Origin of the sequence: Parapedobacter sp. (assembly GCF_035556095.1) — a bacterium.
Taxonomy (GTDB): domain Bacteria; phylum Bacteroidota; class Bacteroidia; order Sphingobacteriales; family Sphingobacteriaceae; genus Parapedobacter.
The window spans coordinates 66,798-83,406 of record NZ_DATMFT010000024.1; the positions used below are offsets into that span (position 1 = coordinate 66,798).

Annotated in this window: 18 protein-coding genes; 17 read left to right on the plus strand and 1 reads right to left on the minus strand. The window is 50.9% G+C overall.

The features are described from left to right. Positions 1-24: 24 nt before the first annotated feature. Together VNQ80_RS15570 and VNQ80_RS15575 are read left to right on the plus strand one after the other, a co-directional pair. Positions 25-585, plus strand: a complete 561-nt coding sequence (locus VNQ80_RS15570; protein WP_325640297.1) for a hypothetical protein — start codon at positions 25-27, stop codon at positions 583-585. A gap of 3 nt (positions 586-588) precedes the next feature. After that, positions 589-792 carry a hypothetical protein gene (locus VNQ80_RS15575; protein ID WP_325640299.1) on the plus strand — a complete coding sequence of 68 codons (204 nt, stop codon included), beginning with the start codon at positions 589-591 and terminating at the stop codon, positions 790-792. A gap of 57 nt (positions 793-849) precedes the next feature. Here VNQ80_RS15575 and VNQ80_RS15580 read toward each other — a convergent pair whose 3' ends face one another. Next, on the minus strand, positions 850-1,476 hold the full coding sequence (locus VNQ80_RS15580; protein ID WP_325640301.1) for a hypothetical protein: 627 nt from the start codon (positions 1,474-1,476) through the stop codon (positions 850-852). Positions 1,477-1,567: 91 nt separating this feature from the next. Here VNQ80_RS15580 and VNQ80_RS15585 point away from each other — a divergent pair, with 91 nt between their 5' ends. The 15 genes from VNQ80_RS15585 to VNQ80_RS15655 all read left to right on the plus strand — a co-directional run bounded on the left by VNQ80_RS15585 (position 1,568) and on the right by VNQ80_RS15655 (position 16,607). Beyond that, the gene (locus tag VNQ80_RS15585; protein ID WP_325640303.1) at positions 1,568-2,179 is read left to right on the plus strand and encodes a hypothetical protein; all 612 of its coding nucleotides are present in this window, start codon (positions 1,568-1,570) and stop codon (positions 2,177-2,179) included. Next, positions 2,176-2,856 carry a hypothetical protein gene (locus tag VNQ80_RS15590; RefSeq protein WP_325640305.1) on the plus strand — a complete coding sequence of 227 codons (681 nt, stop codon included), beginning with the start codon at positions 2,176-2,178 and terminating at the stop codon, positions 2,854-2,856. The genes VNQ80_RS15585 and VNQ80_RS15590 overlap by 4 nt, the downstream gene beginning before the upstream one ends. Further along, entirely contained in the window at positions 2,856-4,487 is a 1,632-nt protein-coding gene (locus VNQ80_RS15595; protein WP_325640307.1) for a hypothetical protein, read from the plus strand. The genes VNQ80_RS15590 and VNQ80_RS15595 overlap by 1 nt, the downstream gene beginning before the upstream one ends. A gap of 255 nt (positions 4,488-4,742) precedes the next feature. Next, positions 4,743-5,048, plus strand: coding sequence for a hypothetical protein (locus VNQ80_RS15600; protein ID WP_325640309.1), 306 nt, complete (start codon positions 4,743-4,745; stop codon positions 5,046-5,048). Next, positions 5,048-6,397 (plus strand): hypothetical protein, encoded by a 1,350-nt coding sequence (locus VNQ80_RS15605; RefSeq protein WP_325640311.1) that lies wholly within the window; start codon positions 5,048-5,050, stop codon positions 6,395-6,397. The genes VNQ80_RS15600 and VNQ80_RS15605 overlap by 1 nt, the downstream gene beginning before the upstream one ends. A 49-nt stretch (positions 6,398-6,446) precedes the next feature. Continuing rightward, positions 6,447-6,854 carry a hypothetical protein gene (locus VNQ80_RS15610; RefSeq protein WP_325640313.1) on the plus strand — a complete coding sequence of 136 codons (408 nt, stop codon included), beginning with the start codon at positions 6,447-6,449 and terminating at the stop codon, positions 6,852-6,854. Next, positions 6,851-7,819, plus strand: coding sequence for a DUF6712 family protein (locus VNQ80_RS15615; protein ID WP_325640315.1), 969 nt, complete (start codon positions 6,851-6,853; stop codon positions 7,817-7,819). The genes VNQ80_RS15610 and VNQ80_RS15615 overlap by 4 nt, the downstream gene beginning before the upstream one ends. Further along, a complete protein-coding gene (locus VNQ80_RS15620) occupies positions 7,816-8,487 on the plus strand; it encodes a hypothetical protein (RefSeq protein ID WP_325640317.1) in 672 nt (223 codons plus the stop codon). The genes VNQ80_RS15615 and VNQ80_RS15620 overlap by 4 nt, the downstream gene beginning before the upstream one ends. Positions 8,488-8,497: 10 nt before the next feature. Continuing rightward, positions 8,498-8,851: a hypothetical protein gene (locus VNQ80_RS15625; RefSeq protein ID WP_325640319.1), complete on the plus strand. Its 354-nt coding sequence runs from the start codon at positions 8,498-8,500 to the stop codon at positions 8,849-8,851. Between the two features lie 4 nt (positions 8,852-8,855). Further along, a complete protein-coding gene (locus VNQ80_RS15630; protein ID WP_325640322.1) occupies positions 8,856-9,035 on the plus strand; it encodes a hypothetical protein in 180 nt (59 codons plus the stop codon). Next, positions 9,032-9,580: a hypothetical protein gene (locus tag VNQ80_RS15635; RefSeq protein WP_325640323.1), complete on the plus strand. Its 549-nt coding sequence runs from the start codon at positions 9,032-9,034 to the stop codon at positions 9,578-9,580. The genes VNQ80_RS15630 and VNQ80_RS15635 overlap by 4 nt, the downstream gene beginning before the upstream one ends. Continuing rightward, positions 9,577-10,380: a hypothetical protein gene (locus VNQ80_RS15640; RefSeq protein ID WP_325640325.1), complete on the plus strand. Its 804-nt coding sequence runs from the start codon at positions 9,577-9,579 to the stop codon at positions 10,378-10,380. Before VNQ80_RS15635 ends, VNQ80_RS15640 begins: the two co-directional genes overlap by 4 nt. Further along, positions 10,377-10,859, plus strand: coding sequence for a hypothetical protein (locus VNQ80_RS15645; RefSeq protein ID WP_325640327.1), 483 nt, complete (start codon positions 10,377-10,379; stop codon positions 10,857-10,859). The genes VNQ80_RS15640 and VNQ80_RS15645 overlap by 4 nt, the downstream gene beginning before the upstream one ends. A 22-nt stretch (positions 10,860-10,881) precedes the next feature. Further along, positions 10,882-13,059, plus strand: coding sequence for a hypothetical protein (locus tag VNQ80_RS15650; protein WP_325640329.1), 2,178 nt, complete (start codon positions 10,882-10,884; stop codon positions 13,057-13,059). A gap of 5 nt (positions 13,060-13,064) precedes the next feature. Beyond that, positions 13,065-16,607, plus strand: coding sequence for a pyocin knob domain-containing protein (locus VNQ80_RS15655; RefSeq protein ID WP_325640331.1), 3,543 nt, complete (start codon positions 13,065-13,067; stop codon positions 16,605-16,607). Positions 16,608-16,609 lie beyond the last annotated feature (2 nt).

Below are 16,609 nucleotides of genomic sequence, written 5' to 3' on the forward strand. Positions count from 1 at the left end.
TGAACGATTTTAAAACCGTAAAACATGGATTATAATAGTATAATGGATATCGCGCTTGGCTTTCAAGATGGCTTGGAAAACGCCAGCGGTATTCAGGAAAAGGCTTACTTTATCCCCAGCTCTTATATAGAGACATGGGGGAAGCCAGCTGCGGACGGCACGACCGCGGAAAGCTTGGTGACGATCGAAAATGATCACATTTTAAAGGAGGGTAAGGCTCCCATTGCATTGGATGTGCTGACTGACAAGTCGGGCGTGAACGGTTCGATGGACGGTGAGATTTTGAGCAGTGTTTTCCAAGCTACGCTGGAAACCTTTATGCCACAATTGTCGGCAAAGAATCTTGGTAGCGCAGGTGCAATTAAGAATTACCGCGGAATCGTGTTGTTTAAACGCACCTTTGGCGGTGATTGGTTGCAAATTGGCTCGGAGGAGATTTTGGCACGTCCCATTCCTGGGGGCACGTTCGGTACCGGTGTAGGTCCTACTGGCGAGCCTGGTATTCGAATCAATTTCCAAGGCTTCAGCCATATGCCACTTTTCGTTTACAAAGGGGAATTTCCAGCCCCTGCACCCGGAGGATAGACTATGGCAGTGAAATTCTCTTTGCCAGCTGATCTTGCTGGCAGCTACGAAGTGGTAAATACCACATCGCCGATTTTGGAAAGCCGGATCGGTCGGATTGATTTTCGCAGGCTCACAAAAGAAAAGGCAGAGGCGTTGATCAAAGCGGGTACTAGGTACTTGCGTAAGATTGAAAAGAAACCTTCCACGGCGAAGGATAAGGAATAGGTGTGTGCTTTTTTTGGTTAGTTTGGAGCCACCGCTGGGAAGCGGTGGTTTTTTTGTTTAAATATGATACCACTTCAATCTAAAGTTCTCTACGTGGGAGAATAATTCTCGAAGATTGTCATTTATATCGTCAGGCTCATTAGGGGTTGCAAAAATTTGAGCATCAAGCCCTGATACAACTTCTTTAATAGTTTGCTCGGAATGTCCACTTTCGGCTGAAAATTCGAAGTAGGATTCCCTAATAGATTTTAGCTGCTCGATATTTTTACCAGCCGTTACGGCAAATGAATAGAACTTTACTAATGGGTTTTTTTTTCCAAATGACGACTTCAGTCTTTCACTTATATCGACTATTTCAATGTAAAAATTATCAAACCTTTTATAGTTTTTAATTACATAATTTAATGTGTTTTTTTGCCCATTATTTTTTTCGTCTATAGCTTTCTGGAAAAATGATTCTAACTCAACTAAATGGTAATTATTGAAAGGCCCCCTAATAAATGCTATATATTCAATAACAGAACCGGCTTTTGCCTTTGCGTCTATTACTAGGTCATACTTTTTTTGTTGTTTCCACGCAAAAAGAGCGATAGCAGCAATTACCATCGTGAGAAAAGATGCAATTGTGGTAATTAATTGCAATAATAATTCACTAGATGAAGAGTCAAAGTAAAAGTTAAACATAGATTTATAATTAATAGCTTAAGCAAATATACAAGTTTAACATCTACCAAGTGTCCTTTCCCCCACACTTTCCCTTTAGGATTTTTGAGTCATGCAGGAAATACGCGCATGGCTCGAAAATCAAGATTATCCCACTGGTGTCGCACTTTATGAAAAGTTCGGCACCAGTGACTTTCTAAAGCAACTTTTCGCAGGTGGATCCAGCCAGTATACCCGAACGAAGCTTTGGGAAGAGCTGGCTAGCTTGGTGCCTGAAGATGCTACCCATCCTGATCTGCCACCAGCGGAAGCCACTACCTCAGAAATGGATCACGAGAAAGTGATCACCAGCCCGATCTACCTGAAGCTTTGCCGCGATCGTGACCAGGTGTTTAGGCAGATCGACCGAAATATGTATTTGCTAGACACGTGCCGGTCCGACGATACGCGCTACAAAGCCGCCAAACAAATACTTCGCCTGCAGCGACGCAAGCAGGAATTTTTCGCGGAGCTGGATTACATGGAAGAGCATGGCGCTCCCATGCCTGTAGCCCCGCCTAAAGAGCATAAGACACCGGAAATGCAGCGGTTGTACGTGCAAATCTGCAAAGCCGAAAAAAGGCTGCTACAGCCTAATTTAAGGAACCGCGAAAAAACGACGCATTTGCTGGCACGCAAGCGTGCTAGGCTCGAAGAGCTGCGTAGAGAAAGGAGTGGTCTATGAGTTTGATACGGGCAAAGGACGTTGATATTGATGGTCCATTGGGCCGCATCTATAAAGCGCATTTGTCGAATAAGGTTGACCAGCTTCGGGCAACAGACAAAGCACTACTTACCCGCATGAGGCGGGTAGACACGTTGGTACGCGAAAAGAAGCTGCACGAAGAAAAGCGATATAATTCGGGGGGGGAATCTTACGTGTTTTCATTCAAGCGTCCCTATAAAAAGCGCGAGATTGTTGAATGGCTTCAATCGGAGTTCGGGATTTCTATCCGCCAGGCATATTTGGATGTCGAGATGGCCCAGCGCTTCTTTCACAGTTTCGAAACGTCGCAGGATCGTGAGATTGCTCGTGGCATGGCCATTGAGACCGGCGAGGAAATGATGGCCCGTGCGGAAGCTGCTGGCGACTTCCGCGCAGCTGCAGCTATTTTCAAAGAGCTCAATCAAATCAAGCAGCTGCGAACCTTCCAAATGGATTTGCTTGATCCGAGCGAGTACATTCCGACGGACCCCATACTGGTCGATGATCCGTCTAAGCTTGGCTTTCCCGCACTGGATGAGCCGGTGGAGGACATCAAGGCCCGACTGATGAAAAAGCTCAAAAAGGGATTCATTGAGACACTCGTAGAAGATGCTGAAACGGTTGATGATGAAAATGTGGAAGAGGAGGAAGTCTAATGGCCGAAATCTATCTTAACGATCCGCAGAAACGGTCATGGTACACCCAGTGCAAGGAAGAGTACGGCGTGTGGGGGCGCGGTACCGGAAAAACGCAAGGTCCCATTGCTGACCGTACCATACGGTTCGCCAATGCGATGCCCAGGGGGGCTACCGGTATTGTGGGCACGACGTACATGCAGTTGCTGGACCGTACATTGCCACCATTACTGAAGGCGTGGGAAGATCGTGGATACCATGAAGGCATACATTTTTGGGTGCGCACACGGCCACAAGATAGGTTGCTCATCCCGAAGCCGTTGTACAAAGTTCTACACCCGGAATACTCTATATTTTGGTGGAATGGCCACGTTTTTCATTTGATAAGCCAGGATAAGCCGGGACTCGCCAATGGTAAGACGCTCGATGCTATTGTATGCGACGAAGCTCGCTTTTTAAACCACGAGCGATACGTAGACGATATCGCGCCGATCAACCGGGGTAACCTCGACCACTTTAGCCATCTACCCTTCCACCACGCCGTGACCATGTTTACAGACATGCCGCGCGATCCGCGTGGGCGCTGGATACTGGATAAGGTGGAGCAGATGGATACGCGTGGCATCGCGGAGATCGCGATGCTCCAATATGAGCAAAACAAACTGTTACAAAAGCGCCTGCAAAAGAATCTAAGAAAGGGACAAATTAAGTATTTAAACCGCAGGATATCGGAGTATAACCGGGCATTGCATGCGGCACGGTCGGAGTACCCGGTTTATTATTCCGAGGCCAGCAGCTTAGAAAACCTAGCCATCCTGGGCGAAGAGCAGATACTGCAATGGCGGCGGGAAATGATTACCCCGGTTTTCAAAGCAGCTATCCTTAACGAAAAGATATTTTTGATTGATGATGGTTTTTACCACCTGCTGGATACCGATCACCATTGCTATAACGAGTACGACTACAGTTACATCGAGGGTCTGGGGCTACACTTACCACCGGATGCGCTATCTGATTGCCGGAAGGATGCTGATCTGATTAAAGGCAAAGCCATTGATGTGTCATTCGACTACAATAGCAAGATCAAATCATTGGTATGTGGGCAGGATACCAATCGCGCATACCGCGTATTGAAGTCGATGTTTGTTACCCGCGAGCAAGGTAAGATACTGACGGATTTGGTGGATGAGTTTTGCGAGTACTACAAACCGCACGATTGTCACGATGTTAATTACTTCTATGATCACACCGCAAAGGTAACGGACGCTACGCGTCTCAAAACATTATCTGAGATCGTGATGGATCAGTTCCAAGCGAATGGCTGGCATGTGCGTGGTATCGACATTGGCCAGCAGCCAATGCACGAAACGCGTTACCGGATGTGGGAGGAAGTGCTGAAGGAAAAAGATCATCGTTTCCAATCGGTACGCTTCAACCGGCAAAACAATGATAACCTAATCACGGCCATGCAGGCATGCGGTACCAGACAGGGGCGCAATGGCGTGGAGAAAGATAAGCGCCCCGAACAAAACAGCAAGGTAAAGCCCGAAGATGCACCGCACCTAACCGACGCGCTTGACACCCTCTACATTGGCAAGTTCCAATTTGATTATGGCTATGACCTACCAGTTACCGATCTGCTGATAGCTTAGGAACGCGAAGAGCGGGGAGCGCCCCACCCCCACCCCCCTATTCATATATCGTCAAAAGTGCACGGAAAGCTTTCCCTTTCGGATAGGGCGTGGCGGGGTCAACTGTGTGTCACTGCGCTAAAAATTTTCAGTTTTCACGGGTAAGGTTTTGGCCATGAAACTTTTGCCTCAAAAAATCGTGCACAAATGTGCGTCGCTGGACTTTCCCTGTTTCGTGTCCTTTCGTCCGTGCGCGCGAGGGGGGACTTTTGGGGCATGGAGATCATTAAGGTGAAAGATATGCTCAATACGATGGCCATGCGTGGCGCGGATGGTGAGCTGATTCCTTTCTCGATCACGTTCGTGACCTGCGACGAAAAGCTGGGGACTGGTGGTAAGAAAATTACGCTCGATCGCGCAGTACTGCTTGGCGGTCCCAGTTCGAAAAACAAGCGCGGTAGTCGTGATCCGCAGCACTACGGAAATTATACCAGGAACATCCGGCATGCAGACAGCGACCGGATTATAAAGATTCACGCGTTGCTGGTAACGCGATTCAACGGAATGAGGGTAGCACAATAATGGCAAAAAACAACGGGGTTGAGTTTGTAACGGATGATTTGGCGCTGATAGCTGGCGGGGAGATACTGGTGGAAATGGGTACGCCGGTCAATCTCGATCCGTTGAAAAAGCAACCGGTGAGCCCGAAGAAAAAACAGCAATCGAGCGAAGAGATAGCGCGTTGGGGAGAGGATAACGATTTCCCGCAGTTGATTATCGAAGCGAATGAGCGTAGCACGGAACTACCTTCATTGCTGGACTGGATGGCGCGGGCACTTCAGGGACGCGAGGTACTTCCGTTCATCAAGAAGTGGAATCCGGAAACGCGCAAGCTGGAGTATGAGTACGTGGAAGATGAGGAGATCACCAACTTTTTAAGCGATATCGCATTTAAGCGCTATATGCGCGAGGCCCCCACAGATTTCTTTTGGTTTTGGAACGTTTTCCCGGAGCTGATTAAAGCGAAAGGCGGCGATAAGATTGCTTACCTGGGCACGCAGGATGCGAGCTTTTGCCGGTGGGGGAAGCAAAACAACAAGGGGATCGTAGATAAGTGCTACATCAATGCGAACTGGCCGGATGCGAGGCCGGATGATAAGGAAACGGTAAAACTGCCGGTTATTGATCCCTACAGTAATGAGCGTATTGATTTGGTTAGGAAGAGCCAGGCGACTACGTTTATTTACCCAGTGTCGTATCCATCGCCGGGCAAGGTGTATTATCAGCTGGCAAAGTGGAACGGCTATTTGGTGAGCGGATGGGAGAGCGTGGCCCGTAAAATTCCTAAATCAAAAGAAAACCAAATGAAGCGCGTGTTTTCAGCGCTGTACAAACTATCAATCCCGATTGCTTATTGGCCAGCTACTTACAAGGATTGGGATAAACTATCACCTCAGGAGCAAAAGGAGAAAAAGCAAGAAAAGCTGGCGCACATTAACAAGACGTTGACGGGTGAGGAAAATGCCGGTAAAACAATCTTGACGGAATTTGGGAAGGATCGGGCGGGCAATGATTTGCCGGAATGGAAGATTGAGAAAATTGAGCGGCATGAGTTATCAGGGGAACACTTGGAAGATAGCCGCGAGGCCAGTGAGCATCTGATGCGCGCGCTGGGGGTTGACCCGACGTTGGTGGGCGATGGTCCCGGTAAGAAGATGGGCGGCGGTAGTGGCTCTGATAAGCGTGTGGCTTTCAATATCTACGTCGCTTTACAGCAACCATACCGTGATGTGATACTGGAGCCGCTGGATTTCATTGCGGAGTATAACGGCTGGAAGGCAAAACACCCCGGGCTGTGCTTTCGGATGGTGGAGATTGAGCTGGAAACGCTGGATAAATCTCATAAGACGGCTAAAGAAACAACTAACTGATATGAACACAACTAAATGGGATGTCGCTACTGAGCTGGACAAGCTCAAGATGATGGATCAGCGCCGGTCAGGGTCGACCGTGCTGCTTTTTTTATCCGACGCGGCGCAAGTTGAAGAGCTGGGGCGGATAATTGCCCAAGCGGGGAACTTAGCGAATGTAAAAGTGGTGCACATCGCGGAGTTGAATGGCCGCAAGCCCACGCACATAGCTGTAGATGAAGTTGACCACTTATCTTTTGAAGTGGATTCATCTTTGGCGTCTGTGTTAGACAAGATGTGCGAACGCTCCCCCGAAGATTTTCGGAGAGAATATTTAGGCGAGTTCCTTCCTGGCGGTGAACCTATCGCAGATCGACTGAAGGATGTTCCGATGGCTAAAAGTGAGTTTGTCGTGGCTTCGGAAAGTCGCGGCAAATGGAAGGGGCGCCGGGCGATTGAAAGGGGGTGGCGGCGATGATTTGGGTAACGACGGATGAGCAGCTGAAGGCGGCCGTTAGCGCGGTTACTGTTGATTTGAGTATCGATAGTTTGGGCTCGTTTCTGCTGGAGGTGGAGAGCGATTTTATACTGCTGATCGGGAAGTTGGCAAAGGATGAGCTGGTGGCGCTCCCTGATCATATTGCTACGGTGTATATACGGGCGGCGGCGGTAAACTTGGCGCTGGCGGCGTATGCTAGTAGCGGGGCGATGCTGATATCTGATGCGGGGATGCATGTGACGAAGAGCGACCGTAACCTCCCCGCGAGTGATAAGAAGATCGTGGCGTTTAAAAGGGATCGGCACAAGGTGGGCTGGGGCTATTTTGAAAAGTGCGTGGCACAAATGGAAGCTGATGCGGTGGCTTTCCCGGGATGGAAGGCGAGCGAAGAGCGGGCGCGGTACATGGCGCTTTTCGTGGATTACTCGTTTGAGTTCGCGCTGTATAGCAAGGTGAATGTTTCGCCTGATCTGTATCAGCGGCTGCGGCCGGAAATCCGCAAAACGGAGATTGATGTGCTGGCGCCGGTACTGGGTAGTGCGGTGTGGACGGAATTAAAGTCGCGCAAGAATGGCGACGGCGGTGACTTGGATGGCAAGTGGCAGGAACTGTTGGAGCAGGTGCTGCGGGCGCTGGGGCCGCTGGCGCTGGCGGATGCGCTTCCTTACCAAATGGTGGAAGTGGGCAAAGATGGTGTTTTCCAGCTGAGCGAGGCGGCGCTGAGTAGCACCAGCGATAACATCGAGGCGCGTAGCGTGGTGCAGCCCCGGGTGATGGCGGGGCTGTTGACGCGGCTAGTCTCGGAAGGCGAGGCGGAACTGGAACGGCTGCGCAAGTTCCTTAACGCGAACCGGGCGACGTTTGAGGGTGCGCCGGATCATGAGGTAGCGCCGATGGCAAAGATTAACGAGGGGTTGGATGATTCTAATGTGTACTTTTTATGAGACCGGATATTTTTTGGGATCATCTACGACTAAACCTATTCAATGGCCGGATACTGCAAGCCCAAAAAGTTGGGATTGATCGTATAATAGACCGCTATTATGTGGAGCGGTTACCCAGCGGCGGTTTTTCGCAATTGGCGTACTTGCTGGCAACTTCATATCACGAGACGAATAAGGCGATGCAGCCGAATTATGAAAACCTGAACTATACGAGTGCGATGCGGATTAGGGAGGTGTGGCCGAGCCGTTTCCCGACGCTGGCTAGCGCGGCGCCGTACGTGCGCAACCCGCGCGGACTTGCAAACTTTGTGTATAACGGAAGGCTCGGAAATCGACCGGGCACGGATGACGGGTGGAACTACCGTGGCCGTGGTGATGTGCATATCACGGGGCGCAACAACTACGTGTTTGCAAGTGAAAAAACGGGTGTGGACTTACTGGCTGATCCTGATTTGGCGTTGGATGAGTTGGTATCGAGCAAAATTTTGGTTGTGGGTTGCTTGGAAGGATGGTTTACACGGGGCATGCACCGTCTATCGGATTATGTGGCGGGTGGCTTACGGGACTTCGTGAATGCGAGGCAGGTAGTGAATGGACTTGACCAAGCGCGTTTGATAGCGGCGATTGCTGATGTTTTTGAAAGTGCGGCCTTGCGAACGGTTGCGTGATATCATGCTTATGGATGAAAAGAAAGTGAATTGGTTGGTAAAGAATTTTTCGGAGCTGGTTGGGCTCTTTGATACGAAAACGCGGGCTTCGATAATGGTGCTGTTGTTTGCGCTTATTGGCTTTTTGGGTTACGATCTGAGGCGGGTGTATAACGTGCGGGCGGTGGATAGTGAGGCGCGGTTGAAGCGATCAGAGGATTTTATATACAACCAGGTGCTGCGGCGGCTGGAGCCCGAAATATCGCAGATGCGTGAGAATACGGATAGTGCGCGGGCGAAGGTGGACACGATGGCGCAGAAAACGGCCCCGTTGCTGGAAAAGCTTTCGGAAGCGGTTGAGGATTTAAATAAGAAAAGGAGGTAGCAATATGAAACGGCTATTATTTGTTGCAGTAGTGCTGCTGTTATTGGGTAGTACTTCAAACCGGGTGCGCGAGCGGCGTACGATCGGTGTTGCGGCGCGTGAGCTGGGAATCAGTGTGGACTCGTTGGAGCGGAAGGTGATGGAACTTGAGGCGCTTACGAGCCAGCTTGCGGAGGTGGAATGAGGTGGCGCGGGGCAAAGATGCCGGTGGCATGGCACGTGTGGGAATGGGTATTGATTTTCGCGATATCGGGTTGCGGGGTATTTAGGGATTCGACGCGCGATAGGCGGCTGGATAAGGTGGATGCTTCGGTGTTGCTTGATGTGGCGCGGGTGGATACGAGCAAACGGCTAGTGCTGGAGCGATGGAATGTGCAGCAACGGATGCCTGGGCAATCGTATTCGTTTGGTGGCAATTTCGTAGACGGCTGGCTACGGGTGGTCAATCCGTTGTTTGAGCTGCAGATGGGGCTGGATAGCTTGGGTAATGTGCTGAGCGGTGCGCTTGTATTACCGCCTTCGGATGTGTCGGGATCGGGCGAACGGCTGACGCTGGAGCAAGCGGGGAAATCGGAACGGGATAACTCGCAGTTGGAAGTTAACGAAAAGCACAAGGCGGATGAGCGCACGGGTACGGCATCGTGGAAAGGGGTTTGGGTGTGGCTGGGGGGCATTGCGCTGGTGCTGGTGTTTTTATATGTGCTGGTGCGATATTATTTGAGGCGATGAACACGATACATATTGAACGTAGGGGTAAGCGGAGGTATTACCGTGCGCCATCGGAATGGAATGAGCTGACGCGGCGGCAGATTTTTGCCTGGTGCGGCATTGTGCGGCAAGCGATATCGGTAGAGGATGCGCTGGCGGCTGCGGTGCTGCTGTTTTATAAAATTCCGCTGGATCTGCTTAGCTGGCTTTCCCCGGGCCAGCGGTTTAAGCTGGCGGAAAGCTTGGGTTTTCTTGATGGTGAGAATAGGCTGACCACGAATGTGATCGGCCGCGTGCGGTTATTGGGCCGGGCGTACCACGGTCCGGTGGGCAGGCTGGCCAACGTGAGCATTGGGGAGTTTAGGCGCACGGAGATTTATTACCAGCACTGGCTGCGTTCGCGGGACCCGCAATTATTGCGGTTGCTGGCGGCGACGCTTTTCCGGCCGAAAGGTAAAGGTGGAGCGGATGATGTGCGCGAGCGGATGGTGGAGCGGCGTATTAACCGCAGGGCGCGGCTTTTCCGGCTGTTGCATCCGAACTGGTTGCATGCGATTCTGCTTTATTACGAGGGTTGCCGGGCTGCGGTACGGAAGCTTTATCCAAGGGTATTCGTGAAGGCAACCGGCGGGGACCAAACGGACGGTAGGCCACAACCGTGGAAGCTGGTGGATTTGGATACGCATATTTTGGCTTTTAGCGGTGATAAGCTGGGGACGTATGCGGAGACGAATGAGGTGAATATGCACGTATTTTTTAAACATATGACGCAACGGCTGGAGGAGTACGATGCGCGCCAGCGGAAAGGGGGAACGGTATGACGATAGCTGATTTTTTTGATTTCCTGGAAGCGAAGGCGGTGCAGCACGCGGATATACCGCACGACCCAGCCAATAAGAAGGTGGCATTTTACGGGTTGGATGATCCGTATGATTTGGAAGAGTTTGACCAGGCGCTGCGGAACTTTGCGGCTTTCCCGGCGATGCTGGCGGAGCTGAACGAGGGTGAGCTGGATGACAACGATTCGGCGAACTACACGGACACGATGATGGGCGGCTTTATGATCGTGGATAAGCGGCGCGGTAAGGAACCGACGCGGGACGTGCGCCACCGGTGCCGGGAAATAGGCAAGGCCATCATTACGCAGATACGAAAGGATTCGCGGGCGGGTGTGGTGAAGCCGGGGGAGATTGTACACATGCGGATCAACAATGTTTCTTACACGCCGGTGGGCCCATTGGCGTCGCAGTACTACGGTTACCTGTTTACTTTCCGGTTTATATGTCCTTTCTCTTTTTAGTGTATAGGGGGATTTTTGGGCTATGGCGATAACCCTTACACGTGAGCCCGGGGCGGCGGTTTTCAGCCGTAATCCGGTTGTTTTCGGCTTCCATACGGATAGGCGCTATGCGAACGAGGGTAGGCCGTTTGTAGGGCATTTGGTGTTTTCCAGTCCGCGAACGGATGGTGTGGTGATGAGGTTGGAGTATGGGGGGACAACGCTTTTTTTTGTTTTTGTGGATGTCATTGATGGCAGCGGCTTGCGGTTACCTGCATGGGATGGCGTTGAGACGATGGCGGAATGGCGTGATAAAGTGTTGGCGGCGTTGAGCCGCAATTATTACTTGAACCGGGATTTTGAGCTTACGGCCGTTTCTGATAATACAATAGCGCTTAGTGCGCGGGTAAATAGTGATGCGTATGATGTGACGCTGTTAGATGGCGTAGGAATAACAATGGGTTGGCAGCAGAGCGGCGTGCCTGCCTTGTTTACGGCCAACTTGAAGGTGCTGGCGGAGCTGTATGTGATGGGCTTGGACGGCGGGTATGAGCTGTTTGTGCAGGCGGTATTGGAGCCGGACGATAACGGGCACGTGGTGTGGGATGTTTCGGAAGCGCTAACAACGGCACTGCTGGCGGATGGACATGATCGGCCTAACCTTTCTTTGCCGGTGTTTGAGACCAGCGGCCGCACCGTCCGTCGCTTTTTTGTGCGGTACGCCGAGATGCTGGGGCAACCGCAACGGGTGGGCATAATAACGGACACGGCTGTGAAGTGGGGTGTATATGGCGGCTTCAGCAAGGGGATGCTGGCAGAGCGCTCTTTTCCGGGTTGGTTTGTATCTGCCGGAAAATTGAAGTGGATGGACCAAAGCGGCGGCTACCGCGTGGTGAAACCCGACCAGCCCGACTACTTGTATGCGGTGAATTTTTCGGGCGGGCAGCTTGTGGATTTGGACGTGCGGGTGAAGGTGCTTTTTTCTGACAATACGGACGTGACCTATACGGCCGATACGTTTGCCGCGGTACCGGAATTTATGCGGGTGATGATACCCGCGGGCATGAAGCAGCTGGGGGTGCACTTGCAGGATGCTGAAAAGGTGCCCGCGACTTATGAGGTGTGGCTGGAAGACGCTGGGGGTGTGCGCACGGAGGTGATGCGGTTTACCATCAACTACCGGTATGAGCCCTACACACGATTCTTTGTGTATGAAAACAGTTTCGGGGGGTATGAAGGGGTGTATGTATATGGCCGAAAAAGCAAGGGCTATGAGGTGGTGCAGCAGCGGGCTACGCTGACGCGGATGGCTGATTTTGTGTTGACAGATGGCGATAGCATTGATTTTGATGTGCGGCTGACGGATAGTGAAGAGGTGAACACGGGCTACATGACCAGGCGGCAGCTGCGGGGCTTCAGGGATTTCTTTTTGAGTACGGAAAAGTTTGCGTACAAAAATGGACGCTTCTACCCTATTACGCTGGTGAGCAAAAACATCAATGAGTTTCAAGATGGCAACAACCTGTTTGCCCTGGCTTTTGAGGTGGGTAGCCGGTACAGTGAAGAGCTTTTTACGGCGGATGAGGAAACCGATGAGTATGCTTACACGCCTGATCTGAGCGGGTATATCCCTCCCCCACCCTCTGATCCGGAAAATTTTGATGATAGGTATTATCTGAAAACGGAAACCTACAATCGCGCGGAGATTGATGCTAAGGTAGCGGCGGTACAGAATGCGCTCGTTGCCTATGCGGCGGCGACGAACGCGGATTTGGCGGCTAAGCAGATTGCGATTAATGGTAAAGCGCCACTTAACCATACGCACGACCAGTACGTGACTGAAGGATTTGTGTATGAGCAGCTGGATACCACGTGGACTTTTCGAGGCGACTGGGTACTGCCGGAACCTGATGAAGAAGATAGCGAGGTATACAGCGCGGGAATTTTCGTGGTGCATAATGGTGTGCTTTGGAAAAGTACGGCGGAGGATAACGTAAGTGAGCCGGGCGAGGCTGGTGCAGATTGGGAGCGTGTGCTGGATGGAGCGGTGTACAGGCGGGATGATACCTTGGGGTATGGGGCCGTATTCACCGAATTGTCAGCAGCTTTTGCTAATGCCCGGATAGGTGATGTACTGTATAGTGAGAGCAGCTATCAGCGCTGGGAGAAAGTGGCGGCGGATGAATGGATGCAAAGTGGTTTTGATAAAATAGTAAGATGAGAGAAATGAGACGGTTATTAACGTTGTTTTTTGTCGTTTGTGCGCTTACCAGTGCAGCGCAGACACAGCCTAATCTGCCGAGTGGGGCGCTGCCATACGGTAATCAACTTTTCAAAGATTTGCAGGGCAACATATGGACGGGCCGCGGGCCATACATAAACTTGGGCAGCTGGCATAATGTGGATTCGTTGCTGGCGTTGAAAGCCGATGCAGCCGCCCTTGCTGATTTTTACACACAGTCGCAGATTAATGCTTTTTTGGCGTTGAAAGCGGATGCTAGTGCACTAGATGACTTTTATACGAAGGCTGCGGCTGATGTGTTATTGGCCGGAAAGGTCGATAAGACGGCAACGATCACTAACTCGGGCGGGCTGGACGTAGGCGGATCGCTGGCCAGCGGCAGTGTGAGCATTGGGCTTAACGACACATATCTAAATAACCGCTTCCTGCGCAAGGATGTTGACGATGAAACGGACAACACCCTAACGGTCGCCGATCTGATAGCCGAGGCGGCGGAAGTGACGGAACTTCAACTACCATCGTTGGCTACAATGGCCAGCGCTACGGATTTCCTAGTGGTTGACGGCAGCGGGAACGTGGGCAAGAAACAACTGGATGAAGTGAGCATCGACATTGCAAATGCTGGCGGCACCACGCAGTTCCCGATAGGGAACAATGAAAAGATTCGCTTTGCTGCGACCGGCGACGCTTCGGTAAGCTTCAACCCGGCCACGAATACGATTACCTACAACAGCGTACCCGGCAGCGGGACGGGCGGCGTTGTGACATCCGTGTTTGGCCGTGATGGCGGTGTAACGGCCGAGGTAGGCGACTACTCCACCACGCAGGTAACAGAAGGCACCAATCAATACTTCACGCAGCCCCGGGTGCGGGCCACGCCTATAACCGGCTATGCGGCCACCAACAGTGTGATGGTAAGCACCGATAACATTGTGCAGGCACTGGGCAAGGCGCAGGGACAGATCAACGCGCGGGCGCTTGCATCGCGCACGCTGACGGTGAGCGGCACAGCGGGACGCATAGTGGCTAGCGGCGGGGCGCAGGACATCACGCAAAACAGGGAGTGGACGCTTGATTTAGCACCTAGCGGAATTACGCCCGGAGCATATACCAAACCCACCTTTGATGCCTATGGCCGCGCGACTGGGGGAGCTTCGTTAGCAGCTGGTGACATCCCGACTTTGCCAATAAGCAAGGTTACTGGGTTGCAATCGGCGTTGGACGGAAAAGAAAGTTCATCCAATAAAGCCACTTCTTTCGGCACGCTGAATAATACATTGTTCCCGACCACCCAAGCAGTCGCTACCTATGTCGGCTCGCAAATACCCTCGGCTCAGACTCTATATTTAGGTTCGTCGAGCGGCCAAATATCTATCAGCAATGGTAACAGCGTATCGCTATCGTCATTGGGCAGAGCGACTGTGATCGATGATATAGTTGAAGGCTGGCCAGCTACTGTAGGTGCAGGGTTGTGGCCATTTTCTAACACAACAGGGTCTACGGGGTACCCACTCGAAGTAGGAACTGGCATATTATTTAATCGCTTAGGCACAGCGGACTTTCGGCAGTCTTGGATGCTTTGGAAGAGCGGAACATTAAGCGACCACACATTACGTGTAAATTTTGGCACAGGGATTAATACATGGTCGGGTTGGATAACATTGGCCGATAGAGACTGGGTAAGCTCACAGATACCTACCATACCCACTGATTATGTGAATACTACAGGCAATCAATCAGCAATAGCAGGAGTTAAACAATGGGTATCAAATCACAGATGGCAACCGACAAGTGACTTATCTATAGTTACTGGTGGTGTCGTTGACATAGGGTTCTCGAATGGAAATGGCGCATTCATTAGAGGCGGGCAAAGAACTTCGGCCACTCAATCATTCCTTATAAGAGGTTACCAAAATAATGGCGTTCAACTAGAACTTAATGAAGGCGGTGTAAACGTACCTGAAAGCGGTACAGCAGGATATTTGATTGGAGGTTCAACAATAGTGGCCGCTGCTTCGGGTTCTACTGTGCTATCATCACCATCTAACAACGGAGTAGTCTACATATACCCGAATGGCAGAACTAACGCCGTTAACAGGTCTATCTTTTCATCCACCAACACTACCATAGGCACCTTGACTGGTCCGGGAATTCAATTGGTCACTGCCGATGCAGGTGGGGTATTAGGCCGTACAGCTATGCCATCTATAGGTAATGGTACTTTATCGCTAAACACAGGAACCGGTCTTACGGGGACAGCATCATTTACAGCTAATCAAACTGGTAACACCTCATTCACTGTAGCAACTGCTAGTGGGTATCTAATTCCTACGACTGGAGATATCGGCACTTGGAATACAGCTTACAGTAGGTCATTGACAGATGTATCTTTTAATGCAGCCAACGGAAACCTTGTATTACTACGGCAAACTGGCGGCAACTGGACAACTAGCCTAGATGGTAGATACTACATTGATGGCGAACAAGGTATACCCGCGAGAGGAAGTTTATATCAGGCCACTGCGACTACAGGTGGCAATCAACCTAATTTAGACTTTAACGATTTTGTTTCGCCGGGTTTTTACAAGAATCTAACCGGGCAAGGGTGGGCTAATAAACCAACTACTGGTACCTATTGGCACTTACAGAATTTACAGTATATAGGAGATAACACTACACAAGTAGTATGGCCTTATAGAGCGAACACAGAAGATATATGGCTGCGTTCGCGCTCAACTGGTACATGGTCCGACTGGTACATGGTCTTTACGACCAGGAATTTCAATCCAGCGAATTACCAAACAACCATCACAGGAGCGGCTTCCACTATTGCCAGCAGTGATCTTACCGCTGGTAGAGCTTTAGGTAGCAATGCATCGGGCAAGGTTGTGGTGAGCGCCACCACCACCACAGAACTAGCCTACCTGAGCGGAGCCACATCGAACATTCAGACACAGTTAAACAGTAAAGAAGCCGCTTTCAGCAAGAACACAGCCTTTAACAAGAATTTCGGTACAGCTGCTGGCACAGTTGCGCAGGGTAATGATTCAAGGATTGTGAACGCAGTACCGAATACCCGGCAAATAAATGGCAAGGCATTATCAGCGAACGTAACGCTAACGGCTGCGGATGTGTCAGCGGTACCGATTTCAGGCAACGCTACGATAACCGGCACAAAGACCTTCACTAGCCCGGTGAAAGGCGTTAATGCGACTGCAAATGATGAGTTTGTGACGATGGCGCAGATGAACACTGCCGTGCAGGATAATATCATAAGAGTTGACAGTTTGGCTATGGCAATAACCGATTCGTCCCTGCCGGCTAATTCGCTTTTAAGCCAAAATTACGCCGTGAGTGGGGTAATTACCAGCGACGTGGTAGTGGTGAATCATGACGGGCCGACGCAATTGATAGCCTCGGCAAAGGTGTTGACCAGCGGCACCATTACCATTACCATTCACAATCCGTACACCACCAACGTAACGGGGGTGCCGAATGTGAAGTTTTCGGTGAGAGTAATAAAATAAAA

Bases quoted from the DNA above. Each gene is read 5' to 3' on its own strand.
- VNQ80_RS15570 (WP_325640297.1), top strand. From the start codon at position 25: ATGGATTATAATAGTATAATGGATATCGCGCTTGGCTTTCAAGATGGC.
- VNQ80_RS15575 (WP_325640299.1), top strand. From the start codon at position 589: ATGGCAGTGAAATTCTCTTTGCCAGCTGATCTTGCTGGCAGCTACGAA.
- VNQ80_RS15580 (WP_325640301.1), bottom strand. From the start codon at position 1,476: ATGTTTAACTTTTACTTTGACTCTTCATCTAGTGAATTATTATTGCAA.
- VNQ80_RS15585 (WP_325640303.1), top strand. From the start codon at position 1,568: ATGCAGGAAATACGCGCATGGCTCGAAAATCAAGATTATCCCACTGGT.
- VNQ80_RS15590 (WP_325640305.1), top strand. From the start codon at position 2,176: ATGAGTTTGATACGGGCAAAGGACGTTGATATTGATGGTCCATTGGGC.
- VNQ80_RS15595 (WP_325640307.1), top strand. From the start codon at position 2,856: ATGGCCGAAATCTATCTTAACGATCCGCAGAAACGGTCATGGTACACC.
- VNQ80_RS15600 (WP_325640309.1), top strand. From the start codon at position 4,743: ATGGAGATCATTAAGGTGAAAGATATGCTCAATACGATGGCCATGCGT.
- VNQ80_RS15605 (WP_325640311.1), top strand. From the start codon at position 5,048: ATGGCAAAAAACAACGGGGTTGAGTTTGTAACGGATGATTTGGCGCTG.
- VNQ80_RS15610 (WP_325640313.1), top strand. From the start codon at position 6,447: ATGATGGATCAGCGCCGGTCAGGGTCGACCGTGCTGCTTTTTTTATCC.
- VNQ80_RS15615 (WP_325640315.1), top strand. From the start codon at position 6,851: ATGATTTGGGTAACGACGGATGAGCAGCTGAAGGCGGCCGTTAGCGCG.
- VNQ80_RS15620 (WP_325640317.1), top strand. From the start codon at position 7,816: ATGAGACCGGATATTTTTTGGGATCATCTACGACTAAACCTATTCAAT.
- VNQ80_RS15625 (WP_325640319.1), top strand. From the start codon at position 8,498: ATGGATGAAAAGAAAGTGAATTGGTTGGTAAAGAATTTTTCGGAGCTG.
- VNQ80_RS15630 (WP_325640322.1), top strand. From the start codon at position 8,856: ATGAAACGGCTATTATTTGTTGCAGTAGTGCTGCTGTTATTGGGTAGT.
- VNQ80_RS15635 (WP_325640323.1), top strand. From the start codon at position 9,032: ATGAGGTGGCGCGGGGCAAAGATGCCGGTGGCATGGCACGTGTGGGAA.
- VNQ80_RS15640 (WP_325640325.1), top strand. From the start codon at position 9,577: ATGAACACGATACATATTGAACGTAGGGGTAAGCGGAGGTATTACCGT.
- VNQ80_RS15645 (WP_325640327.1), top strand. From the start codon at position 10,377: ATGACGATAGCTGATTTTTTTGATTTCCTGGAAGCGAAGGCGGTGCAG.
- VNQ80_RS15650 (WP_325640329.1), top strand. From the start codon at position 10,882: ATGGCGATAACCCTTACACGTGAGCCCGGGGCGGCGGTTTTCAGCCGT.
- VNQ80_RS15655 (WP_325640331.1), top strand. From the start codon at position 13,065: ATGAGACGGTTATTAACGTTGTTTTTTGTCGTTTGTGCGCTTACCAGT.